The 19310-nt window shown below is 74.7% G+C and carries 21 protein-coding genes; 14 read left to right on the top strand and 7 right to left on the bottom strand.

Translation table 11 applies throughout. From position 1 onward, the window contains the following. Positions 1–63: 63 nt before the first annotated feature. The 10 genes from AB0C84_RS40800 to AB0C84_RS40845 are packed head-to-tail and all read left to right on the top strand — an operon-like array spanning position 64 to position 10467. Complete coding sequence (locus AB0C84_RS40800) at positions 64–1314, top strand: ABC transporter substrate-binding protein (RefSeq protein ID WP_361076870.1); 1251 nt, start codon at positions 64–66, stop codon at positions 1312–1314. Then, positions 1311–2327 carry a branched-chain amino acid ABC transporter permease gene (locus tag AB0C84_RS40805; protein WP_361076873.1) on the top strand — a complete coding sequence of 339 codons (1017 nt, stop codon included), beginning with the start codon at positions 1311–1313 and terminating at the stop codon, positions 2325–2327. Before AB0C84_RS40800 ends, AB0C84_RS40805 begins: the two co-directional genes overlap by 4 nt. Continuing rightward, positions 2324–3385, top strand: coding sequence for a branched-chain amino acid ABC transporter permease (locus tag AB0C84_RS40810; RefSeq protein WP_179841848.1), 1062 nt, complete (start codon positions 2324–2326; stop codon positions 3383–3385). The genes AB0C84_RS40805 and AB0C84_RS40810 overlap by 4 nt, the downstream gene beginning before the upstream one ends. Next, positions 3382–4131, top strand: a complete 750-nt coding sequence (locus tag AB0C84_RS40815; protein ID WP_258939990.1) for an ABC transporter ATP-binding protein — start codon at positions 3382–3384, stop codon at positions 4129–4131. The genes AB0C84_RS40810 and AB0C84_RS40815 overlap by 4 nt, the downstream gene beginning before the upstream one ends. After that, complete coding sequence (locus AB0C84_RS40820) at positions 4118–4819, top strand: ABC transporter ATP-binding protein (RefSeq protein WP_258939989.1); 702 nt, start codon at positions 4118–4120, stop codon at positions 4817–4819. Before AB0C84_RS40815 ends, AB0C84_RS40820 begins: the two co-directional genes overlap by 14 nt. Then, positions 4816–6162, top strand: coding sequence for an MmgE/PrpD family protein (locus tag AB0C84_RS40825; RefSeq protein ID WP_361076878.1), 1347 nt, complete (start codon positions 4816–4818; stop codon positions 6160–6162). Before AB0C84_RS40820 ends, AB0C84_RS40825 begins: the two co-directional genes overlap by 4 nt. Continuing rightward, a complete protein-coding gene (locus AB0C84_RS40830) occupies positions 6162–6800 on the top strand; it encodes an aspartate/glutamate racemase family protein (RefSeq protein ID WP_361076881.1) in 639 nt (212 codons plus the stop codon). Before AB0C84_RS40825 ends, AB0C84_RS40830 begins: the two co-directional genes overlap by 1 nt. Next, on the top strand, positions 6797–8188 hold the full coding sequence (locus AB0C84_RS40835; RefSeq protein WP_361076884.1) for an FAD-binding protein: 1392 nt from the start codon (positions 6797–6799) through the stop codon (positions 8186–8188). Before AB0C84_RS40830 ends, AB0C84_RS40835 begins: the two co-directional genes overlap by 4 nt. A gap of 10 nt (positions 8189–8198) precedes the next feature. After that, on the top strand, positions 8199–9668 hold the full coding sequence (locus AB0C84_RS40840) for a dihydroorotase family protein (RefSeq protein ID WP_361076887.1): 1470 nt from the start codon (positions 8199–8201) through the stop codon (positions 9666–9668). A 22-nt stretch (positions 9669–9690) separates the two neighbouring features. Further along, entirely contained in the window at positions 9691–10467 is a 777-nt protein-coding gene (locus AB0C84_RS40845; RefSeq protein ID WP_179841842.1) for an IclR family transcriptional regulator, read from the top strand. Here AB0C84_RS40845 and AB0C84_RS40850 read toward each other — a convergent pair. After that, positions 10464–11192 carry a phosphodiesterase gene (locus AB0C84_RS40850; protein ID WP_361076890.1) on the bottom strand — a complete coding sequence of 243 codons (729 nt, stop codon included), beginning with the start codon at positions 11190–11192 and terminating at the stop codon, positions 10464–10466. The genes AB0C84_RS40845 and AB0C84_RS40850 overlap by 4 nt on opposite strands. Before the next feature lie 47 nt (positions 11193–11239). On the opposite strand from AB0C84_RS40850, the gene AB0C84_RS40855 reads away from it, so the two are divergent. Next, positions 11240–12628, top strand: a complete 1389-nt coding sequence (locus tag AB0C84_RS40855; protein ID WP_361076893.1) for a PLP-dependent aminotransferase family protein — start codon at positions 11240–11242, stop codon at positions 12626–12628. 10 nt (positions 12629–12638) lie between these two features. Here the strand turns inward: AB0C84_RS40855 and AB0C84_RS40860 are convergent, their stop codons facing one another. Next, entirely contained in the window at positions 12639–13250 is a 612-nt protein-coding gene (locus tag AB0C84_RS40860; RefSeq protein ID WP_179841839.1) for a hypothetical protein, read from the bottom strand. Positions 13251–13411: 161 nt separating this feature from the next. Between AB0C84_RS40860 and AB0C84_RS40865 the strand changes: the two genes are divergently transcribed. Next, entirely contained in the window at positions 13412–13957 is a 546-nt protein-coding gene (locus AB0C84_RS40865; RefSeq protein WP_361076896.1) for an AAA family ATPase, read from the top strand. 108 nt (positions 13958–14065) lie between these two features. Then, the gene (locus tag AB0C84_RS40870) at positions 14066–14437 is read left to right on the top strand and encodes a VOC family protein (RefSeq protein ID WP_179841837.1); all 372 of its coding nucleotides are present in this window, start codon (positions 14066–14068) and stop codon (positions 14435–14437) included. A 15-nt stretch (positions 14438–14452) separates the two neighbouring features. Here the strand turns inward: AB0C84_RS40870 and AB0C84_RS40875 are convergent, their stop codons facing one another. The 4 genes from AB0C84_RS40875 to AB0C84_RS40890 form a co-directional block, all read right to left on the bottom strand. Next, the gene (locus AB0C84_RS40875) at positions 14453–14665 is read right to left on the bottom strand and encodes a hypothetical protein (protein WP_179841836.1); all 213 of its coding nucleotides are present in this window, start codon (positions 14663–14665) and stop codon (positions 14453–14455) included. Between the two features lie 90 nt (positions 14666–14755). Continuing rightward, the gene (locus AB0C84_RS40880; protein ID WP_361076900.1) at positions 14756–15430 is read right to left on the bottom strand and encodes a response regulator transcription factor; all 675 of its coding nucleotides are present in this window, start codon (positions 15428–15430) and stop codon (positions 14756–14758) included. Then, on the bottom strand, positions 15427–16560 hold the full coding sequence (locus tag AB0C84_RS40885; protein ID WP_361076903.1) for a sensor histidine kinase: 1134 nt from the start codon (positions 16558–16560) through the stop codon (positions 15427–15429). The genes AB0C84_RS40880 and AB0C84_RS40885 overlap by 4 nt, the downstream gene beginning before the upstream one ends. 135 nt (positions 16561–16695) lie before the next feature. Then, a complete protein-coding gene (locus AB0C84_RS40890) occupies positions 16696–17151 on the bottom strand; it encodes a MarR family transcriptional regulator (RefSeq protein WP_361076906.1) in 456 nt (151 codons plus the stop codon). Positions 17152–17233: 82 nt separating this feature from the next. Here AB0C84_RS40890 and AB0C84_RS40895 point away from each other — a divergent pair, with 82 nt between their 5' ends. Continuing rightward, positions 17234–18739, top strand: coding sequence for an MDR family MFS transporter (locus tag AB0C84_RS40895; protein ID WP_361076909.1), 1506 nt, complete (start codon positions 17234–17236; stop codon positions 18737–18739). Here AB0C84_RS40895 and AB0C84_RS40900 read toward each other — a convergent pair. Then, the coding region (locus tag AB0C84_RS40900; protein WP_361076912.1) for a response regulator transcription factor at positions 18736–19310 on the bottom strand (575 nt) is incomplete at its 5' end. The two genes, AB0C84_RS40895 and AB0C84_RS40900, sit on opposite strands and share 4 nt — an antisense overlap.

Raw genomic sequence — 19310 nt, forward strand, 5'->3', positions numbered from 1 at the left:
ACCTGCTGTTCCTCTGGGCGGAACACTCATCGGGGAGCAGGGGCAGACGGGCAGGAGAGATGAATGTCGGCTCGCAAGCTCGCCGCCGGGCTCGGCGCCTGCGCGGTCCTGCTGGCCGCGGCCGGCTGCGGCGGCTCGGCGCCGTCCGGCGCGGCCGGGGTGGCGGCCGGACGCGACGAGGGCCCGGTCAAGATCGGCGCGCTGCATCCGGTCAGCGGCGCCAACGCCGTCGACGGCCAGCAGATGCGGCGCGGCGCGCGGATGGCGGTGGAGGCGATCAACGCCGCCGGCGGCATCCGGTCCCTCGGCGGACGCAAGGTCGAACTGGAGACGGGCGACACGCAGGGCAAGGCGGAGGTCGGCCAGAGCGAGGCCCAGCGCCTCATCTCCGCGGGCGCCGTCGGGCTCGTCGGCACCTACCAGAGCGCCGTCAGCACCAACGTCGCGGTCGTCGCCGAGCGCAACCGGGTGCCCTTCGTCATGGACGTCACCGCCTCGGACGCGATCTTCTCCCACGGCTACCGGTACGCGTTCCGGGTCCAGCCGGGCAGCGCCGCCATCGCGGGCGCCGCCGCCCGCTACCTCAAGGAGGTCTCCGAGCGGGCGGGCAGGCCCGTGCGCAAGGTCGCGTTCCTGCACGAGCAGACCGACTTCGGCAGCGGCGCCGCGGAGGCGTTCACCGCGGCGGCCGAGCGGCTCGGCATCGAGGTCGGCCCGGACATCAGCTACGACGCGCTCACCGTGTCGGACCTCACCGCGCAGATCACCCAGGTCAAGGCGTCGGGCGCGGACGTCCTCGCCGTCGCCGGCTACTACCGCGACAGCCTGCTCGCGGCCAAGGCCGTGGCCGCGGTCAAACCCGCCCTGAACGCGATCTGGGGCGTGTCCAACGGCGCCTACGACCAGCCCAAGTTCGTCACCGACGGCGGCGCCGCCGCCGAGCGGATCTTCAGCACCAACTACCACTTCGACGCCCAGAGCCCGCAGACGCGCGCGCTGCGGGCCGACTACCAGCGGCGCTACGGCGCCCCCATGCGCACGGGCGCGGTCCTCGCCTACGACGCGGTCCAGGTGATCGCGCGGGGCGTGGAGCGCGCGGGCACCACCGACGCGGAGAAGGTGCGCGACGCGATCGCGTCCTCGAAGGTCGAGCCCCTCACGGTCGGCACCGGCCCGATCTCCTTCGCCCCGAACGGGGACAACCGCGACGCACTGCCCGTCCTCATGCAGGTGCAGGGCGGCGGGGTCAAGCAGGTCTACCCGCCGGAGAAGGCCGAATCCCAGCCCAACTACTCGGTGACGTGGCGGTCATGAGCGACATCGGAACCAAGGCCCAGTCCCCTCCCACCCCCGCCGTCCGGCGCCGCCTCCCCGGCGGCGTGACGGCGGCCGTCCTCAAGCGCGCCGCCGTCACCGGCGGCCTGGTGGCGGCCGCGATCGCGGTCGCCCTGATCAAGTCCGGCAGCGGTCTGGTCGTCTGGCAGTCGGTGGTCACCGGCCTGCTGATGGGCGGGCTGTACGGGCTCATCGCGATGGGCCTCACGCTCATCTTCGGCGTGCTCGACATCGTGAACTTCGCGCACGGCGCGCTGCTGGCCATCGCGATGTTCATCGCGTTCGGCGTCGTGCAGGGCACCGGCCTGCACCCCTACCTGACGCTGCTGGTCGCCGTTCCCGCGCTGTTCCTGATCGGCGCGGCCGTGCACCGCGGCCTGCTCGGCGGGACGGGCGGCGCGTCGCTGGAGAACCAGCTGCTCATCACGCTCGGCCTGTCGCTGCTGCTGGAGAACGGGCTGCTGATGTTCTTCGGCGCCGAGCCGAAGAACATCGCGCTTCCCGGCGACTTCCAGTTCTCGCTGTTCGGCGCGGTCGTGCCGGGCGCGCGGCTGTACGCCTTCCTCGGCGCCGTCCTGATCGGCGCGGCCCTGTACTGGATGCTGCGCCGCACCCGGTTCGGCACGGCGATCCGCGCGGTCGCCGCGAACCGGCCCGGCGCGGAGCTGGTCGGCGTGAACGTCCGCCGCGTCCACACGCTGACATTCGCGATCGGCACCGCCTGCGCCGGCGCGGCGGCGGTGCTGGCCGCGCCGCTCGTCACGGTGACGCCCACCCTCGGCGAGCAGTTCAACATCACCGCCTTCGTCGTGGTGGTGCTGGGCGGGATGGGCAACGTCGCGGGAGCGCTCGCGGGCGGGCTGCTCATCGGGCTGGTCGAGCAGCTCACCACGATCTACATGGGCGGCCAGAGCTCGCTGCTCGGCGTGTTCGCCGTCTTCCTCGTCGTGCTCTTCCTCCGCCCGCAGGGACTGTTCGGGAGGCGGGCATGACCGGCATCACCCTCACCGGCCGCCCCGGCCCCGGCGCCGGCGCGGCCCGCCCGGCGAAGGCGCCGCCGCTGCGGCCGCAGAACCGGCAGCTCGCCGTCCTGGCGGTGCTGCTGCTCCTGGCCGTCCCGCTGCCGCTGGTGCTGCCGCCCGCGCAGGGCGCCGTCGCCGTCCGCATCCTGATCTTCGCGCTCATGGCGATCGGGTGGAACGTGATGAGCGGGTTCGGCGGCATGTTCAGCTTCGGGCACGCCGCGTTCTTCGGCCTCGGCGCCTACACCAGCGCCTACCTGCTGGTCGAGCACGGGGTGTCGCCCTGGATCGGGATGCTCGCCGGGATGGCGGTGGCGGCCGCCGTCGCCGTGGTCGTCGGGTTCTTCGCGTTCCGCTACCGGCTCAAGGGCGCCTACTTCGCGCTGGCGACGTTCGCGTTCGCCGAGATGCTCCGGCTGGTGGTCACCACGACGGAGTTCACCGGCAAGGCGGTCGGGTTCACCGTCCCGCTGATCCAGGGCTCCTCGCTCTGGAAGATCCAGTTCGCGGCGGACTCGCCCGCCTACTTCTGGATCGCGCTCGCCCTCGCGGGGCTCGCCGCCCTGGTCAGCATCCTGTTCCTGTACTCGCGGACCGGACGCTACGTCACCGCGATCCGCGACGACGAGCTCGCGGCGGCCTCCCTCGGCACCCCGGTCCTGCGGTACAAGCTGGTCACGGTCGCGCTGTCGGCCGCGATCACCGCCGTCGCGGGCACCCTCTACACGCAGTACTACCTGTTCGTGAACCCGGACCTGGCGTTCGGGTCGTCGGTGTCGATCCAGGCGATCGCCGCCGTGGTCATCGGCGGCATCGGCACGGTCTGGGGCCCGGTGGCCGGCGCGGTCATCCTGGGCTCGCTGTCGGACGTCACCGCGACGCTGCTGCGGACCCCGCCCGGCTTCCTGGACTTCCTGCAGGGGCGCAGCGGCCTGGACGTCGCGGTCTACGCGGTCCTGCTGATCCTGATCGTCCGGCTGCTCCCCAAGGGCATCGTCGGCACGCTCGCGCAGAGGAGGCGCCGATGAGCCCGTCGGGCGAGACCGTGCTGACCGTGTCCGGCGTCGGCAAGCACTTCCGGGGCCTGCGGGCGCTGGACGGCGTCGACCTGCGGGTCGCCGAGGGCGAGATCCTCGGCGTCATCGGCCCGAACGGCGCGGGCAAGACGACGCTGTTCAACGTCATCTGCGGCGCCCTCGCCCCCGACGAGGGCCGGGTCGAGTTCGGTGGCCGGGACGTCACCGGCGCCTCGCCCGACCGCATCGCCCGCGCCGGGATGGTCCGGACGTTCCAGCTGATGCGGCCGTTCGGGAGCATGACCGTCCTGGAGAACGTCGCCCTGGCCGCCCAGCACCGCCGCCAGCCGCCGCACCGCCTGCGGGCGCGGTCGATGGACGTCGTGGAGCGGGTCGGGCTCGGGGAGTGGGCGCACCGGGGCGCGACCGAACTGCCGACCGCCGGGCTCAAGCGGCTCGAACTCGCCCGCGCGCTCGCGATGCGGCCCAGGGTGCTGCTGCTGGACGAGGTCCTCGCCGGGCTGGTCCCGGCCGAGCGCGAACCCGTCCTGGACCTGCTCGCCGCGCTGCGCGAGGAGGACGGCACGACGCTGCTGTTCATCGAGCACATCATGGCGGCCGTGATGCGGCTGTCGGACCGCGTCCTCGTCCTGGACCAGGGCCGGGTGCTGGCCGCCGGGACGGCCGCGGAGGTCACCTCCGACCCCCGCGTGATCGAGGCGTACCTCGGAGAGGAGCCGGACGATGCTGGCGATTGACGGGCTCTGCGCCGGCTACGGCCGCATGCGGATCCTGCACGAGGTCGACCTGCGGCTCGGCGAGGGCGAGATCGTCGCGCTCGTCGGCGCGAACGGCGCGGGCAAGACGACCACGCTGCGGGCGGTGTGCGGGCAGCTGCGCCCGACGTCCGGGACGGTCACCTTCGCGGGCGCGTCCACGGCCGGGCGGCGCCCGGACCAGCTCGTCCGGGACGGCCTCGTGCACGTCCCCGAGGACCGGGCGCTGTTCGGCACGCTCACGGTCGAGGAGAACCTGCGGATGGGCGCCTGGACCCGCCCGCCCGCCGAGGCCGGCGCCCGGATGCGCGAGGTGTTCGAGCTGTTCCCCGTCCTCGCCGAGCGCCGCGCGCAGGTCGCGCAGACGTTCAGCGGCGGGCAGCAGCAGATGCTCGCGATCGGCCGCGCGCTGATGGCGCGGCCGAAGCTGCTCATGCTGGACGAGCCGTCCACGGGCCTGTCGCCCAAGCTCACCTGGGCGATGCTCGACGCGGTCAAGCGGATCCGCGACACCGGCGTGGCCGTCCTGCTGGTCGAGCAGAACGCCAAGCAGGCCCTCGGCATCGCCGACCGCGCCTACGTCATGGAGAGCGGATCGACCGTCCTGCACGGGACGGGGCGCGAGCTGGCCGGATCCGCCGAGGTCAGGAAGGCGTACCTGGGACTGTGACGGATGCGGTGGAGGCCACGGCGCGGCTGGGGGAGTGGGTCGCGCGGCTGGACGCGGCGCGGGCGCCGGGACCGGTGCTCGACCGGTTGTCGCTCGTCCTGCTCGACGTCATCGGCGTGACGGCGCTCGGCGCCGGACTGGAGGACGCGCGCGCGATGCGCTCGGCCTGGAACGCTCCGGACGGGCCCGCGCCGCTGATCGGAGCCGGGCGCCGCGTCTCGGTCGACGCCGCCGCCTGGCTGAACGCGACGGCCCTCGTCTGCCTCGAACTGGACGAGGGCAACAAGTACGCCAAGGGGCACCCGGCGGCGCACGGGTTCCCGGCCGTGCTGGCGCTGGCGGCGGAGGTGGACGCCTCCGGCGCGGACACGGCCGCCGCGCTGCTCGCCGCCTACGAGGTCGCGTCCCGGTTCGGGCGGGCGTCGCGGCTGCGGCCGGGCGCGCACCCGCACGGCAGCTGGGGCGTCGCGGGCGCCGCCGCCGGATGCGCCCGGCTGCTCGGCCTCGGCCCGGAGGCCGTCGCCGCCGCGATCGACACCGGGGCGGGGCTGCCGGTCGCGGGGCACTTCGCGTCCGCGACCGACGGCAACCCGGTGCGCGACGCCTGGATGGGCGCCTCCAACATGTCCGGCCTGGTGGCGGCCCGGATGGCCTCGGCCGGGTCCGCCCGCAACACCGGGACGGCCGCGCTCTCGCTCGGGACCCTGCTGGGCGAGTTCGACCCGTCCGAGCTGACCGAGGGGCTCGGCGACCGCTGGGACATCGCGCGCGGCTACTTCAAGCGGCACGCCTCCTGCTCGTTCACCCATCCGGCCGCCGACGCCGTCCTGGACCTGCGGCCCGGGGTCGACCCGTCCCGGATCACCGCGGTCCTGGTCGAGACGCACGCGCTCGGCGCCGGGCTGGCCTCGCCGCGCTGGGACAACCGGCTGTCGGCGATGTTCTCCACGCCGTTCGCCGTGGCCGCGGCCCTCCTGCACGGCGAGGTCGGCCCGCGCACGCGCCTGGAGGACCCGCGCCTGCGGGCCCTCGCCCGGCGCGTCCGGCTGGTCGAGGCGGACGACCTGACGGCCCGGCTCCCGGCCGAGCGCGCCGCGCGCGTCACCGTCGCACTGGCCGACGGGACGACCCGGATCCGGGAGGTGCCGAACCCGGTGGGCGACGCCGACCACCACCCCCTGGACGAGTGGGAGCTCCTGGCCCTGCTGAGGCGATGGCTGCCCGGACGCGGGGACCTGATCGGCAGGGCCGCGGCCTTCGCCCGCGAGCTGCCCGCCCTGGACCACACCGGTGCTCGCCTGCGCGAACTCGCCGGCGGAGACGAGACGGAGGAGCCGAAGTGATGCGCGCCCTGGCGGTGACGCCGATCCATCTGCCCCCGGAGGAGATCCGGCGGAGGCAGGCCCGCTACGACCGGCTCGCCCCGCCGGGGCTGTCGGTCGAGCTGCGCGACGTCGGGCCCGCGGCGCCCGGTGCGCTGGACGACGAGGCGTCGATCCGCGCGTCCGAGCACGAGGTCGCCGCCGCGCTGGCGCGGGCCGGGGACGGCTGGGACCTCGCCTTCCCCGACTGCGTGCTGGACCCGGCCGTGCCCACCCTCCCCGCCCCTGACCAGGGGGTTCCGGTGAACGGCCTGCTCAGGCTGAGTAGTCTGTATCTCTCTGCGATGAATGTACGTTTCGGTGCGGTGGTGCGGAACGAGGCGATCGGCGCCGAGCTGCGCCGCCGCCTCACGGCCTACGGCCTGGACGCCCGCACCGCCGGGATCGAGGTGCTGGACCTGCCCTTCGACGCCGTCGCCGACGCGGGCGCCTGGAACGCCGCCCTCGGCGCGGCCGCCGGGGCCCTCGCCGCCGCCGGCGCCACCGCCGTGATCAACGGCTGCTCGGCCGTCGACGTCGCGGAGCACCGCTTCGCGGCCCGCATCGTCGACCCGACGGCCCTGGCCCTGCGGCTCATGGCGATCGGGAGGAGCGCGTGACCGGCGGACCCGACCTCGTCGTCGCGGGCGCCGGCGGCGGCCTCGCCGGGGCGCTGCGCGCCGCCGAACTCGGCCTCAGCGTGCTCGTCGTCGAGGCCAGCGAGCACTTCCGGCGCGGCAACAACACCTCGATGTCGACCGCGATGTTCCCCGGCGCGGGCTCGCGCTGGCAGCGGGACGCGGGCGTCGAGGACTCCCCGGACCGGTTCGTCGCCGACATCGAGGCCAAGACCAGCGGGCGCGCCGATGCCCGCCTGGCCCGGACGCTCGCCGAGGTCAGCGGTCCCCTCGTGGAATGGCTCGCCGACTCGGCCGGGCTGCCGCTGTCCCTGGTCACCGACTTCAACTACCCCGGGCACTCGGTGCACCGCTGCCACTCCGTCCCCGGCCGGCACGGCTCCGGCGTGATCGACCATCTCGCCCGCCGCGTCCGCGAGCATCCCGGCGTCGACCTGCTCGTCCCGGCCGAGCTCGTGGACGTGACGACCGGGCCGGACGACACCGGGGCCGCCGCCGTGCGCGGCGCCGTCGTCCGCTACCCGGACGGGACCGAGGAGGAGATCCCCACCGGGGCCGTGCTCCTCGCCACCAACGGCTTCGGCGCCGACCGCGACCTGGTGGGGCGACACCTGCCCGAGATCGCCGGCGCCCTCTACCAGGGCGGCGAGCGGTCCCGCGGGGACGCGCTGCGCATCGGCGGCGCGCTCGGCGCCGCCACCGGCTACCTGGACGCCTACCAGGGGCACGGCGCCGTCGCCGCCGGCGCGGGCACCCTCGTCGGCTGGGCCACGATCATCCACGGCGGGATCATGGTGGACCTCACCGGGCGCCGGTTCGGCGACGAGACCCGCGGCTACTCCGAGTACGCCGCCGAACTGGCCGCCCGCCCCGGCTCCACCGGCTGGATCGTCCTCGACGAGACGATCTTCGAGCAGTGCCGCCCGTTCCAGGACTTCCGCGACACCGTCGAGTCGGGCGTCCTGGTCTGGGCCGACGACGCCGAGGGCCTCGCCGAGGCCACCGGCCTGCCCGCCGAGGCCCTCGCCCGTGAACTGGAGGCCGGTGGCGCCTCGGCGCGCGGGGAGCGCCCCGACGAGCACGGCCGCACCCACTGGGAGCGCCCGCTCGCCGCGCCCTACGCCGCCGTCCGCGTCGTCCCCGCACTCTTCCACACCCAGGGCGGGCTGCTCGTCGACGGGGACGCCGCCGTCGTCGACCCCGGCGACCGTCCGATCCCCGGCCTGTACGCGGCGGGCGGCGCCGCCGCCGGGATCTCCGGCCACGGAGCCGGCGGCTACCTGCCCGGCAACGGCCTGCTGCCCGCCTTCGGGCTGGCCTACCTGGCGGCGGGCGCCATCGCCCGCCGCACGACCACCCGCGAGAACTGAGGAGACCGCCATGGCGACGACCGAGCTGCTGCTGAAGAACGTGCGGGTGGTCCGCCCCGACGCCCCCGAGGGCACCGAGCCCGAGCCCCTGGACATCGCGGTCAACGACGGCGTCATCGCGCGGGTCGCGCCCGGACTGCCGGACGACGACGCCGCCACCGTGATCGACGGCCGCGGGCGGCTCGCCTTTCCCGGGGTCGTGGACGCCCACCAGCACTGGGGCATCTACAACGAGCTGGCGACCGACACGCGCACCGAGAGCCGCGCCGCCGCGCAGGGCGGCGTCACCACGGCCCTGACCTACATGCGCACCGGCCAGTACTACCTGAACAAGGGCGGCCCGTACCGCGAGTTCTTCCCCGAGGTGCTCGCCGCCGCGCAGGGCAACGCCTACGTCGACTACGCCTTCCACCTCGCGCCGATGATGGCCCGGCACATTGAGGAGATCCCGTACCTGGTCGAGGAGCACGGCGTCACCTCGTTCAAGGTCTTCATGTTCTACGGCAGCCACGGCCTGCACGGGCGCTCCTCCAGCCAGAGCGACTTCCTCATGACGCCGCCGGAGGAGCGCTACGACGTGGCGCACTTCGAGTTCGTCATGCGCGGCGTCCAGAAGGCCCGCGAGCGACTCGCCGAGTACGCGCCGCACATCTCCCTCTCGCTGCACTGCGAGACCGCCGAGATCATGACCGCGTACACCAGGATGGTGGAGCGCGACGGGTCGCTGACCGGCCTGCGCGCCTACAGCGCGTCCCGCCCCCCGCACTCGGAGGGCCTCGCCGTCACCATCGCGTCCTACCTCGCGCACGAGACGGGCCTGCCCAACATCAACCTGCTGCACCTGTCGTCGGAGAAGGCGCTGTCGGCCGCGCTGACCATGGCGGGCGCCTTCCCGCACATCGACTTCCGCCGCGAGGTCACCATCGGGCACCTGCTCGCCGACGTCGACACCGCGCACGGCCTGGGCGGCAAGGTCAACCCGCCGCTGCGCGAGCGCTCCGACGTCGAGGCGCTGTGGCGGCACGTCCTGGCCGGCGAGGTCGACTGGGTCGTCAGCGACCACGCCTGCTGCCGGGACGAGATGAAGTTCGGCGCCGACCGCGACGACGTCTTCCTCGCCAAGTCCGGCTTCGGCGGCGCCGAGTACCTGCTGCCCGGCCTCGTCGGTGAGGGCCTCAAGCGCGGCCTGTCCCTCCAGCGCGTCGCCCGGCTGACGTCCTGGAACCCGGCACGGCGCTACGGGCTGCTCAACAAGGGCGCCATCGCCGAGGGGTACGACGCCGACATCGCCCTGGTCGACCCGGACGTCTCCTGGACGGTCCGCGCCGCCGACTCCGAGTCGGCGCAGGAGTACACGCCCTTCGAGGGCTTCGCCATGACCGCGCGGGTCACCGACACCTTCGTGCGCGGCCGCCGCGTCTACGCCGACGGCGAGATCACCGGCGCACCCGCCGGGCGCTACCTGCACCGCGGCCGGTGACCGCGTTCCCTAGGATCGTCCAGTGACCAACCAGACCGCCGCTCCGGCCCCGGGGGGAACCGAGGTCGCCGGGCGCGTCGCCGACGTGCTGCTGCTGTTCGCCGGCGGGCCCGAGTACCTCGGCGTCACCGCCATCGGCCGCGAGCTCGGCATCTCCAAGGCCGTCGTGTACCGCATCCTGCAGTCGCTCGTGTCGCGCGAGATGCTGGAGGCGGGCACGTCCGGCTACCGGCTCGGGCCCGCCGCCGTCGCCCTCGGCGTGAGCGCCCTGCGGCGCTTCAACGTCCGCAACGCCGCCGCGCCGGTGCTGCGCCGGCTGCGGGACGAGACCGGCGAGACGACCACGCTGTCGGGGCTCGTCGGCGACGAGCGGGTCTACCTCGACCAGTTCGAGAGCCCCCGCGAGGTCAAGATGACCGTCGAGGTCGGGCGGCGGTTCCCGCTGCACGCTGGCTCCTCGGGCCGGGTGATCCTCGCGTTCCTGCCCGAGGAGCGGCGCGAGGCCGTGCTGGCCCGCCCGCTGGCGGCGCTGACCGACCGGACCGTCACCGGCGGGGCGGCGCTGCGCGCCGGGCTCGCCGAGACGGCCCGGGAGGGCGTCGGCGTCTCCTTCGGCGAGCGGCAGGCCGACGCCGGGTCGGTCGCCGCGCCGCTGTTCGGCCCGGACGGCGAGGTCCACGGCTCCATCAGCGTGTGCGGGCCCCGGCACCGCTTCACCCCCGAGGCCGTCGAGCGGTACCGGACGCTGGTCCGCGACGCCGCCGAGGAGATCACCAGGAACTGGACCGCGCACCGCTAGAAGGTGCGGTAGTGGGTGCTCAGGCGTCCCTCGTCGTCCAGGACGTGGAAGGCGACGCCCGGAGGAGCGGCCATGTCGGCGATGTCGCCCTCCTGCCACGGCAGCCGGAGCGTGGACACGACGCCGGGCGCGACGAGCAGGGGCCGTCCGGCGAAGGTCGTGGCCGCCGCCGTGTGGGCGTGCCCGCACAGCACCGCCACGACCTGCGGGTGGCGCAGGACCACCTCGGCCAGGCGCCGCTCGCCGAACTGCCGGATCCCGTCTACGTACGGGATCTGAAGCCTCACGGGCGGGTGGTGGAAGCAGACGAACGCCGGAGCGTCCGGGGCCGCGGCCAGGCGCCGGTCGAGCCAGCCGATCGTCTCGTCGTCGAGCCGCCCGTGGTCCTCGCCGGGGACGGTCGAGTCGCACATCAGGAACGTGGCCCCGGCGATCTCGTGGGCGCGGTTGACCGGGCCGCCGCCCGGCGGCTCCTCCAGCAGGACCTCCCGGTACGGGCCGCGCCTGTCGTGGTTGCCGGGGCAGGCCAGCACCGGATGCGGCGACGCGAGGACCTTGCGGGCCTGCTCGTACTCGGCGGGCTCGCCGTGGTCGGCGATGTCGCCGGTGACGAGGACGGCGTCGACCGGCACGCCGTTCAGATGGTCCATGACGCGGGCCGCGCGTCCGGCCCGGTCCTCGCCGCCGTCCAGATGGGTGTCGCTGAGCTGCGCGAAAACAATCATGCGGTGAAATCTAGGCGCCCACCGGACCAGTATTAAGATCCAGTTTCATGCGCAGAGACTGGTCCGGTTCCGTCGACCTGCATCTGGACGTCGACCCTTCCGGCGGCCGCCGCGCCGGACTCGAACGCGCCCTCCGCGAGGCCGTCAGGTCCCGGCGGCTGGCCCCCGGCGACGCCGTCCCCTCGACCCGCGCGCTCGCCGCCGAGCTCGGCCTGGCCCGCGGGACGGTCAGCGCCGCCTACGACCAGCTGGCGGCGGAGGGCTACTTCACCGCCGTCCCCGGCGGGCGGACGCGGGTCGCGGCCGCCCCCGCGCCGGAGCCCGCGCCCGCGGAACCGGCGGCCGCCGAGGCGCCCGCGCACGACCTGCTGCCCGGGCGGCCCGACCTGAGCACGTTCCCCTCCACGGCGTGGCTGCGCTCGACGCGCCGCGTGCTCGCGTCCGCCCCGCCCGACGTGCACGCGCTCGGCGACCCGCGCGGGCGTCGGGAGCTGCGCGAGGCGCTGGCCGGATACCTCGGCCGCGCCCGGGGCGTGCACGCCGACCCCGCCCGGATCGTGGTCACGTCCGGCTACGCGCAGTCCCTCGGCCTCCTGGCCGCCGTCCTGCGGGACCTCGGGACGGAGTCGATCGCGATGGAGGAGCCGGGGCACCCCTTCCACCGCGCGATCGTCCGGCGCGCCGGGCTCGCCGTCGTCCCGCTGCCGGTGGACGAGCGGGGCGCCCGCCCGGACCGGCTCGGGCGGGCGGGCGCGGCCGTGCTCACCCCGGCGCACCAGTACCCGACCGGCGCGACCCTCCGCCCGGACCGCCGCCGGGCCTTCGCCGCCTGGGCCCGCGACACCGGGGCGACGATCGTCGAGGACGACTACGACGGCGAGTTCCGCTACGACCGCCAGCCGGTCGGGGCCCTGCAGGGGACGGCGCCCGACCACGTCGTCTACGGCGGCACCACGTCCAAGACCCTGGCCCCGGCACTGCGCCTGGCCTGGCTTGTCCTGCCCGCCCACCTGGTCGAGCCCTTCGCCGAGGCCAAGCGCCTCGCCGACGCCCACACCCCGTCGCTGGCCCAGCTCGTCCTCGCCGACCTCATCGGCACGCACGCCTTCGACCGGCACGTCCGCGCCGCCCGCCTGCGCTACCGGCGCCGCCGCGACCTGCTGGTCGAGACACTGCGCGACCGCGCTCCGCGGGTCCGGGTCCTGGGCGTCGCCGCAGGGCTGCACGCCCTGGCTCTGCTCCCGGACGGCGGGCAGGGTGAGGGCGAGGCCATGCGCCGCGCCGCGTTCCATGACCTCGCCCTCATGCCTCTGCGCGACCACTGGCAGGACCCCGGCGAACGCCCGCAGGGCCTCGTCGTCGGCTACAGCACCCCGGTGGGCGCCGCCTACCCGGCCGCCCTGGACGCTCTCTGCGCGGTGCTCGCCCAGGCCTGACCCGGGCCGCTCACATGTTCGTGCGCGGCTCGGGTGTCGCTCCCTCGTCCTCACCGACGAGCCACGCGTCCTCCTCGTCGAGGTCCCCTGCCGGGATGGTGGTGGGGACGGCCGACCACGCGTGGAAGAGCGTCGGAGGCCCGCCCCAGGTCGGGGTCGGCACCACCCACTGGTCGTCGGCGACGTGGTTGTTGTAGAGGCCGAGGGCGTAGCCGGGGTACTGGTCCGGCACGATCCCCCAGTAGTTGGCGCCCGTGCCCGGCACCGGGACGAACCTCCAGTGCTGGAGCGGGCTGCCCGTCCGCCCCTCCCGGGTGGTCAGGATCGGCGACAGGCCCGGGACGCTCCCCGGGCCGGACCCCGGGCGGAACGTCAGGACGTGCTCGTTGACCTGGTGCTCCATCAGGTACACCGAGCGGCCCCCGCGCAACCTGATCTCGTACAGCCGCCACTGCACGGTCTTGTCGGACGGCAGCGGCCAGTGGTTCTCGTTCTGCACCTCGTCGTTGAGCGTCGTCGTCGACTGGTTCTCGCTCTGCAGGAACGTTCCCGACACTTGGTGCACGAGCAGGATCGGCTCGCGAGTCGGGGGCTGCCCTTGGACCAGGCGCTGAGCCGGCATATGCAGTTCCTCTCGGGGGATGGACATCACGATCACCATTCCCGGGCGCGACGGTTCGACCACTCACCGTGAGGGTCCGCCTCCCTGGCGTCCCCGCGACCCACTTCTGTCCCGGAGTCGTCACCCTCCGTGCCCCGGCGGTCCGCCGGTAGGCTGATCATGTGCCCAGCAGCGTCCTCGTCCTGACCGGCCCTCCCGGAGCGGGGAAGTCGACGGTCGCGGCCCGGCTCGCCCGCCGCCATGAGAAGGCCGTCCACCTGCACACCGACGACTTCTGGCACTGCATCGTGGCCGGAGCGATCCCGCCGTACGAGCCGGCATCGCGTTCCCAGAACGAGACGGTGATGGACGTCATCGCCGGTGCGGCGTTCACCTACGCGAGCGGGGGCTTCGTCACGGTCGTCGACGGGATCGTCGGCCCGTGGATGCTCGGCCACTTCCGCCGGCAGGCGAGCCTGCACCCCTCGGTGCCCTTCCACTACGCGGCCCTGCGTCCGCTTCGTGACGTCACGCTCGCCCGTGCGCAGGCCCGGACGGCGCCCGGCGCGCTGGTGGACGGCCGTCCGGTCCTGGCGATGTGGGACCAGTTCGCCGACCTCGGCGAGTTGGAGGGCCACGTGCTCGACACCTCGGACGAGGACGTCGCGGGGACCGAGACCCGGGTCGCCGAGGCCTTCGCCTCCGGCCGCCTGCGGCTGCGCTTCTAGGACGGCCTCCGAAATCGTTCCGGCCGGCGCGGCATTCTCGCTCGACGCCCGGCACGGTCTCTGAGAGCGTGGGACCCGATACCGATCCTTCTTGGTTGGGGGCCGACCGTGGCGTGCCGGATCACCGAGCTGGTGCTCGACTGCCGCGACCCGGACAGACTCGCGGAGTTCTGGTGCGAGGTGCTCGGGTTCGTGGTGCTGGACAAGGAGGGCGACGACATCGAGATCGGCCCTCCGGAGGGGTTCGGCGGGCTCCAGCCGACGATGATCCTCAGCCGCAGCGACGACCCGAAGAACGGCAAGCTGCGCCTGCACTTCGACGTGAACGCCACGGACCGGGACCAGGACGCCGAACTGGAGCGGCTCCTTGCCGCGGGGGCGCGTCCGGTGGACGTCGGGCAGACGGGCGAGGAGAGCTGGGTTCCCTTGGCGGACCCGGAGGGCAACGAGTTCTGCCTGCTCAGGGCCCGCGTGACCTGACCGCCGGGGCCGGGCTCACCGGCCGGCTCGAAAGCGCGAGCCGGCGGCGGCGCCGACGAGGGCGGACAGGACCGGCACGAGGATGAAGGCGGCCAGCAGGACGGGGGTGCCGTCGACGTCGAGCGCGCGGTCCAGGACGAAGGTGAAGAACGCGCCCACGGTCTCGGTCAGCAGGAAGCCCGCGGCCCCGCCGACCACGAACCCGATCATTGCTCCGGTGTGGTTCATGGTTCCCAGGATCGGGACGCGGCCGCCCGCGCCGCGTCGGCCCGCGGCGGGCATCCGCGCTACCCCGCCGGTTGCGGGCCGGCGGCGCGGCTACGACCCCGGTCGCATCCAGCGCGGGCTGACCATGCCGGACTCGTAGGCCAGGATGACCAGCTGCGAGCGGTCCCGCACGTCCAGCTTCGACATGATGCGGCTGACGTGGGTCTTGGCGGTGGCGGGGCTGAGCACGAGGCGGGCGGCGATCTCGTCGTTGCTGAGCCCGGCCGCGACGAGCAGCATCACCTCCCGTTCCCGGACGGTGAGGGAGCCGAGCCGCGGGCCCGGGGCCGGCGCCTGCGCCCGCCCGGCGAACTCGCCGATGAGCCGGCGGGTGACGGACGGGGTGATCAGCGCGTCCCCGCGCGCCGCGACCCGCACCGCGTGGATCAGCTCCGCCGGCTCGGTGTCCTTGAGCAGGAAGCCGGTGGCCCCGGCGCGCAGCGCCCCGTACACGTACTCGTCCAGGTCGAAGGTCGTCAGGATCACCACCCTTACGCCGTCGAGCCGCGGGTCGGCGGTGATCCGGCGGGCGGCCTCCAGGCCGTCCATGCCGGGCATCCGCACGTCCAGCAGCGCCACGTCCGGGCGCAGCTCCCGGCACGCGCGGACGGCCCGCGCGCCGTCCGCGGCCTCGCCCACGACGGCGATGTCGTCCTCGTCGTCGAGGATGGAACGGAACCCGGCCCGGACCAGGCCCTGGTCGTCGGCCAGCAGAACCTGGATCATCGCGTGCCCGTCCCGTTCTCGTAGGGCAGCCTGGCCCGGACGAGGAACCCGCCGCCCTGCCGCGGCCCCGCCGTCAGCTCGCCGCCGAGGGCGCGGGCCCGCTCGCGCATCCCGTCGACGCCGCTGCCCGGGCCCGCCGGGTGCGCGGCGGCGCCCCGGCCGTCGTCGGCGACCTCGACGAGCAGCGCGCCCGGCCCGCGCTCGACGCTGACGGTGACCCGCGCGGCGGCGGCGTGCCGGGAGACGTTGGTGAGGGACTCCTGCACGATGCGGTAGGCGGCCAGGCCGACCTCGGTGGGCGGTTCCGCGTCGCCGGTGACGCTGCCGTGCACGGTGAGCCCCGCCGACCGGGCCGATCCGAGCAGGGCGCCGATCCCGTCCAGGGTGGGCGCGGGCGCGGTCGGCGCCTCCTCGTCGGCCTGCCGCAGCACCCCGAGGGTCGCGCGCAGGTCGCGCAGCGCCTCGCGGCTCGACGACTTGATGGCGGCGAGGGCCGCCTCGCCCTGCGCCGGGTCCCGGTGGAAGCGGTGCAGCGAGGTCCCGGCCTGGACGTTGATCAGCGAAAGGTGGTGCCCCACGACGTCGTGCAGCTCGCGGGCGATGCGCAGCCGCTCCTCGCCGGCGGCGCGCCGCTCGGCCTCGCGCAGGTAGGCGAGCCGGCTGTGCCGCACCCATCCGAGCGCCACCACGGCCACCAGCCAACCGGTCAGCATGAACAGCGCGACGCCGTTGACGTCGCGGTTGCCGAGCAGGGTGCCCGTGCCGGTGGCGATCACGGTCAGCGCCGCGAGGACGACCGCGGCCTGGAGCCGGCCCCCGGCCGCGACCGCGTACAGCGCCGCGATGACCGCGATCATCAGCCCGCCGTCGTGCAGGCTGGCGACGTAGTAGACGCCGGTGGTCACCAGGACGAGGGCCGCGACGGCCACCGGACGCCGGCGGGCGAACAGCAGCGAACCGCAGGCCAGGACGATCAGCGCCCAGTCGAACGCGGTCGCGGCCCACGGCTCCTCGCGCGGGCCGACGAGCGACTCCAGACTGCTGACGGCCACCACGGCGAGCACTCCGCCCGCCAGGGCCGCGTCCCGCGCGCGCCCCGCCGGCGGCAGCGGGATCAGGCGAGCACCCATCCCGCCAGCCTAGGCGGCGGCCCGGCCCGGCGCCGTCCTCCGCTGGGCCGAGCCTTCCGCGCAGGACCCGCAACCGGGGGTGTAGGCGGCCGCCGTCCGGCAGCGACCGGGGGAGGACGCGGGGCGCCCGGGCGGTCAGTCCTCGTAGGTGTGGACGAAGCGCGACAGGAGGCGGGCGAAGGCGGAGCGCTCCTCGTCCGTCCAGCCGCTCATGGCCTTGGCGAAGTGCTCCTGCCGAGTGCGGCGGGTGGCCTCGACGACGGCGCTGCCGGCGTCGGTGAGCTCCAGATGGATGCGGCGGCCGTCCTCCTGCGAGGCGACCCGCCGGACGTACCCCGACTTGACCGCCTCGGCGACGATGCGGCTGCCGCGCGAGGCGTCGACGCCGAGGCGGGCGGCCACCAGGCCGACGCTCATCTCCTCGCCGGGCCGGTCGGGACCCTCGTCCACGATGTCCACGACGTGCAGGACCTGCACGTCCACGGGGAGGTTGTGGTCCCGGATCGCCGCCCTGCCCAGCCGCTGCCGCGACATGCCCCGGCGCAGCCTGACCATGCTCCGTTCGACGGCGTCCAGCGCCTCGTCGCTCATGGCGCCCAGTCTAGATGGATTGCGCGAAACATCTAACTGTGTCTAGCATTCATATGCCTTAAGCACAGAATGGGAGATGCGTGTGATCGATACGACCGCGCCGATGACCGACCGGCACCGGCTCCTGGTGTTCGGCGGGCTCATGCTCGCCGGGCTCATGTCCTCGCTGGACGCGACGGTGCTCGGCACCGCGCTGCCGACGATCGTGGGGGACCTCGGCGGGCTCGACCGGCTCGCCTGGGTGTCGACGGCGTACGTGCTGGCCACCAGCGTCACCGTCCCCCTGTCGGGGCGGCTCGGGGACCTGTTCGGGCGCCGCCGCGTCCTGCTGACCGGCCTGCTCGGGTTCCTCGCCGGATCGGCGGCGTGCGGGGCGGCGCCCACCATGACCTGGCTGATCGTGTTCCGCGCCGTCCAGGGCGCCGCGGCCGGGTGCCTCATGAGCTCGATGTTCGCGGTCACCGGCGAGCTGTTCGAGCCGCGCGAGCGCGCCCGGTACCAGGGCTACTCGGCGCTGGTCTTCGCCGTCTCCACCATCGCCGGGCCGCTGGCCGGGGGCGTCCTCACCGACCACGCGTCCTGGCGGTGGGTGTTCTACCTCAACCTGCCGCTCGGCGTCGCCGCCACCGCCGCGGTCGTGCTGTTCCTGCGGCTGCCGAAGCCGCAGGGCAGGCCGCGGGTCGACTATGCCGGGATCGTCCTGCTCGGTGCGGCGGTCACCTGCTTCACCCTGTTCACCAGCTGGGCCGGAACGCGGTACGCGTGGGGCTCGCCCGTCGTCCTGGCGCTGGCGGCGGCCGCGGCCGTGCTGTTCACCGCGTGGGTGCTCGCCGAGCGGACGGCCGCCGAGCCGATCATCCCGCCGCGGCTGTTCCGCGACCGGTCGTTCGGCGTGGCCTGCGCCGTCGCGGCCGCCGGCGGCGCCACCGGGTTCGGGCTCGCCACCTACCTGCCCATGTTCTTCCAGGTCGTCGGGGGAGTGGGCGCGACCAGGTCCGGTCTGCTCCTGCTGCCGATGATGCTCGCCCTGCCGGCCTCGTCCATGGCGGCGGGGAGGTACATCCACCGCACCGGCCGCTACCACCGGCTGCCGGCGGCGAGCATGGCGCTCAGCGCGGCCGGGATCGCGCTGCTGGCGACCATGGACACCGGCACCGGCCTGGTCGCCGCGGGCTGCTACATGGCGGTGCTCGGCCTCGGAGCCGGGCTGTCCCAGCAGGTCGTCATGCTGATCGCGCAGCAGGCCGCGCCGCGCCGCGACCTCGGCGCGGCGAGCTCGGGCGTCTTCGCGAGCCGGATGCTCGGCACCGCCGCCGGGATGGCGGTCTTCGGCGCCGTCGTGTCGAACCGGTTCGCCGAGGAGATCGCCTCGCGGGTCCCGGACGGGCGGGTCCCGGAGTTCGGCGACGCCGTCCGCCCCGAGGTGCTGGAGACCCTCCCGGCGCCGGTGCGCGACGGCGTCGCCGAGGCCTTCGCGGACGCGTTCTCCACCCTGTTCCTCGCCGCGCTGCCCGTCGCCGTGCTGGGCCTGGCCGCGGCACTGCTGCTCCGCCACGTCCCCCTGGCGCGGCGCGGCCCGGAAGGTTAGTCGTCGAGGGCGGCGTCGTGGACGAGGAGCGCGATCTGCACGCGGTTGTTCAGCTCCAGCTTGGTCAGCAGCCGCGACACGTACGCCTTCACGGTGGCGACGCTGAGCGACAGCTCCTTGCCGATCTCGCTGTTGGTCCGGCCGCGCCCGACGAGCGCGGCCACGGCCCGCTCGCCGTCGCTCAGCCGGGCCAGCAGGTCGCGGGCGCGGGCCCGGCGCGGGTCGGCGCCGCTCTCGGCCACGTACGCCATCATCCTGCGCAGCACCGCGGGCGACATCATCGGTTCGCCGGACGCGACCTGGCGGATCGCCCGGACGATCTCCGGCGGCGGCGTGTGCTTCAGCAGGAAGCCGCTCGCGCCCGCGCGCATCGCCCGCAGGATGTGGTCGTCGCTGTCGAACGTGGTCAGGATGATGATCTCGGGTGGCTCGCGGCGGCCGCCCCGCCCCCCCGGCGCCGCGGGGGCGCCGGCGGGGGGTGGCGGTGCCGCTGCGCGGGGGCCGCCCCGGGCCCCCCCACGACCGTGACGTCGAGCCCCCGGCCGCGCCCGGACCAGGCGAGGGCCTGGCC

It is taken from the genome of Actinomadura sp. NPDC048955, from assembly GCF_040649435.1.
Taxonomy (GTDB): Bacteria; Actinomycetota; Actinomycetes; order Streptosporangiales; family Streptosporangiaceae; genus Spirillospora; species Spirillospora luteofluorescens.

Excerpts from the sequence above, each read along its gene's own strand:
- AB0C84_RS40850 (WP_361076890.1), bottom strand. The coding sequence starts at position 11,192 with ATGATTGTTTTCGCGCAGCTCAGCGACACCCATCTGGACGGCGGCGAG.
- AB0C84_RS40815 (WP_258939990.1), top strand. The coding sequence starts at position 3,382 with ATGAGCCCGTCGGGCGAGACCGTGCTGACCGTGTCCGGCGTCGGCAAG.
- AB0C84_RS40885 (WP_361076903.1), bottom strand. The coding sequence starts at position 16,560 with ATGGGTGCTCGCCTGATCCCGCTGCCGCCGGCGGGGCGCGCGCGGGAC.
- AB0C84_RS40800 (WP_361076870.1), top strand. The coding sequence starts at position 64 with ATGTCGGCTCGCAAGCTCGCCGCCGGGCTCGGCGCCTGCGCGGTCCTG.
- AB0C84_RS40875 (WP_179841836.1), bottom strand. The coding sequence starts at position 14,665 with ATGAACCACACCGGAGCAATGATCGGGTTCGTGGTCGGCGGGGCCGCG.
- AB0C84_RS40810 (WP_179841848.1), top strand. The coding sequence starts at position 2,324 with ATGACCGGCATCACCCTCACCGGCCGCCCCGGCCCCGGCGCCGGCGCG.
- AB0C84_RS40805 (WP_361076873.1), top strand. The coding sequence starts at position 1,311 with ATGAGCGACATCGGAACCAAGGCCCAGTCCCCTCCCACCCCCGCCGTC.
- AB0C84_RS40860 (WP_179841839.1), bottom strand. The coding sequence starts at position 13,250 with ATGCCGGCTCAGCGCCTGGTCCAAGGGCAGCCCCCGACTCGCGAGCCG.
- AB0C84_RS40830 (WP_361076881.1), top strand. The coding sequence starts at position 6,162 with ATGCGCGCCCTGGCGGTGACGCCGATCCATCTGCCCCCGGAGGAGATC.
- AB0C84_RS40880 (WP_361076900.1), bottom strand. The coding sequence starts at position 15,430 with ATGATCCAGGTTCTGCTGGCCGACGACCAGGGCCTGGTCCGGGCCGGG.
- AB0C84_RS40890 (WP_361076906.1), bottom strand. The coding sequence starts at position 17,151 with ATGAGCGACGAGGCGCTGGACGCCGTCGAACGGAGCATGGTCAGGCTG.
- AB0C84_RS40820 (WP_258939989.1), top strand. The coding sequence starts at position 4,118 with ATGCTGGCGATTGACGGGCTCTGCGCCGGCTACGGCCGCATGCGGATC.
- AB0C84_RS40855 (WP_361076893.1), top strand. The coding sequence starts at position 11,240 with ATGCGCAGAGACTGGTCCGGTTCCGTCGACCTGCATCTGGACGTCGAC.
- AB0C84_RS40840 (WP_361076887.1), top strand. The coding sequence starts at position 8,199 with ATGGCGACGACCGAGCTGCTGCTGAAGAACGTGCGGGTGGTCCGCCCC.